We start from the raw sequence: 2,165 nt of genomic DNA on the forward strand, positions 1-2,165 counted from the left end.
CGACGTCGCCCCGCAGCGCCAGCACCTGCGACCGCAGTTGCGGTGCGGAGGTGGTGTGGGGATCGACGGGCGTACCGAGGCGTACCTCCATCGGGCCGGGCATGAAGCTTCCGTCCTTCGGCAGGACGTCGGCAGTCCCCACGATCGCTACCGGAACGATCGGCACGCCGCAGTCTCGTGCCAGACGTACTGCGCCGAAACGAAATTCGTTAATCACGCCGTCTGTCGATCGCGTTCCCTCGGGGTAGATGACGACGGTCCGTCCCGCGCGAAGCGCGGGGCCGGCGGCCGCGAGCAGCGCGTCGTAGTTGCCGTCGCCCGAGCGTCGCACCGGCAGTATCCCGATCAGCGAGGTCGCGATGAAGCGTCGCACCGGCACGTCGAACCAGTAGTCGGCCGCCGCGCCGAAGACAGGACGAGCTGCGGACGGCAGCGCCGCCACCAGCACCGCGGTGTCCGCGTGGGAGGCGTGGTTGGCGACGACGACACAGCCGCCCTTGGCGTTCCAACGCCCGGTCACCGTCAGCCCGCCCGAGACGGCACACACCGTCCGCCAGAGCCGGTGCCGAAGCACGCTCGCAATCCGGCCGGTGGTCATGCCGCCACCAGCGCCATGGGCAGCGTGACGGCATTGGAGAGGTGAGCCGCGGTAACCGGTTGCGTGATCGCATCAAAGTGCTCGAACAGCGCGACAGGCACAGTCGCTTCGATCTGCAGATCGCGGGGAACGAAGTCCGGCACGCGCTGCGCCTTCAGTTCGCGATGCGCGGCCCGCAACCGCAGAATGGTCGTGAGCAGTGATCCGTTCACCAACTGCACCAGCAGGACGGGCATGATCACGGGGAATGCGGTGGCCAGCACCAGGAACAGGCAGCGTTCGGTCTTGCCGAGCGGTCCGCCGTTCCGCCGCGTGAGGCCTGCAGCGGCAACGGCCAGCGATGCGAAGGTCGGCAGTGTGGCGGCCAGCGCCGCCAGCAGGACCTGAAGCACCGGCCAGGACAGCCAGTTCAGTCCGGGGCCGTGCTGCCGCGCCGCCCAGACCGCCAGGCCGCCGAAGGCGAGCAGATCGGCGGCGCGGTCGCCGACTTCGTTGACGACGAAGCCCCATGGCCGGCTCACCCCACGAGCTCGGGCGACCGCCCCGTCGAGGTTCGCGCCCGCCAGGCGCATCACCATCAAGACCGCCGCCAGCGGCCACCATCCGAACGCGATGGCAGTTCCCGCAGCGCCCGCCGCCGCGACACCCGCCGCGGTGAAGACGTCGGGAGACACTCGACGAGCCACCGCGATGTGGACGATCGGGGCCAGCCTCTTGGTGAACCACGGCTTCAATGCGTAGAGGCCGGCCACGCGAGTTTTACGAGAAGTCGAAGGGGCTGCGTGATGGATAGCGACGTTGGTGTTGATGGCCGGCTCCTTTCGTTTCGTGCCGAGTCCTACAGGGGACGCGCCACCTGGTGGCGGCGCGTGCGACAAGTAAATGGAGGCGCACGGACTACCGATCCCAATTCGTTGACGTGCCGTCACCAAAATGAGGCGATCACCTCATGCGCGGCCGTGGGCGCCGCCGCAAGACTTGGGTCACCGCGTGACATCGCCACCGATCGACGAGGGGAAACCGTGACGACTCCTGGACCACACCCGCGCCCGCGTCGCCTCATCGCCGGTGCTGTCATGGCCGCGGTCGCCGCGTTCGCGTCGGCGTTCCTGGCGGCCCCGCCCGCCGCGGCATTCACCTACCCCGACCCGATCTGTAATGGGATGGCCTGCAGCTACCAGTGGTGTCCCGGCATGCCGCTACCGATGGCGTCGGCGGGGACGCCCAACTGGGACATGAATGCCTGGCACCGGTTCATGATCGGACAGATTTCCGCCAACTCGCCGGCGTGGGTGACCAACGGAGGGCTCAACCGCCAGGTCAGTCCGATGGTCATCGAGGGTGACCCGGGACCCTGCCCGGGCTGCGTGAGCTGATCGCCGGTTGCCGGCGCGTTCCGGTCGCCTTCCGAGTCCGCTATCGGTTGCCTCGGTGATTCGGTCCCCGGGTGCCATTCAATTCACCGGTGCCCCCAGTCGGACTCGAACCGACACTGGGCGGATTTTAAGTCCGCTGCCTCTGCCAATTGGGCTATGGGGGCCCGGCGGCGAATCTAGCGCGCGGGCGC

The 2,165-nt window shown here is 68.5% G+C and carries 3 protein-coding genes and 1 tRNA gene; 1 reads left to right on the forward strand and 3 read right to left on the reverse strand.

The window, feature by feature from the left end:
• Together A5704_RS16310 and A5704_RS16315 are read right to left on the reverse strand one after the other, a co-directional pair.
• A partial coding sequence (locus A5704_RS16310; protein WP_067889889.1) for a 1-acyl-sn-glycerol-3-phosphate acyltransferase occupies positions 1-598 on the reverse strand: 598 nt, incomplete at its 3' end.
• Positions 595-1,350: a CDP-alcohol phosphatidyltransferase family protein gene (locus tag A5704_RS16315; RefSeq protein WP_082950522.1), complete on the reverse strand. Its 756-nt coding sequence runs from the start codon at positions 1,348-1,350 to the stop codon at positions 595-597. The genes A5704_RS16310 and A5704_RS16315, both read right to left, overlap by 4 nt.
• Before the next feature lie 270 nt (positions 1,351-1,620).
• Between A5704_RS16315 and A5704_RS16320 the strand changes: the two genes are divergently transcribed.
• Complete coding sequence (locus A5704_RS16320; RefSeq protein WP_156675489.1) at positions 1,621-1,974, forward strand: hypothetical protein; 354 nt, start codon at positions 1,621-1,623, stop codon at positions 1,972-1,974.
• 90 nt (positions 1,975-2,064) lie between these two features.
• On the opposite strand, the gene A5704_RS16325 is transcribed toward A5704_RS16320, so the two are convergent.
• A tRNA-Leu gene (locus A5704_RS16325) sits at positions 2,065-2,138 on the reverse strand.
• Between the last annotated feature and the right edge of the window lie 27 nt (positions 2,139-2,165).

Origin of the sequence: Mycobacterium sp. E735 (assembly GCF_001666955.1) — a bacterium.
Lineage (GTDB): Bacteria > Actinomycetota > Actinomycetes > Mycobacteriales > Mycobacteriaceae > Mycobacterium.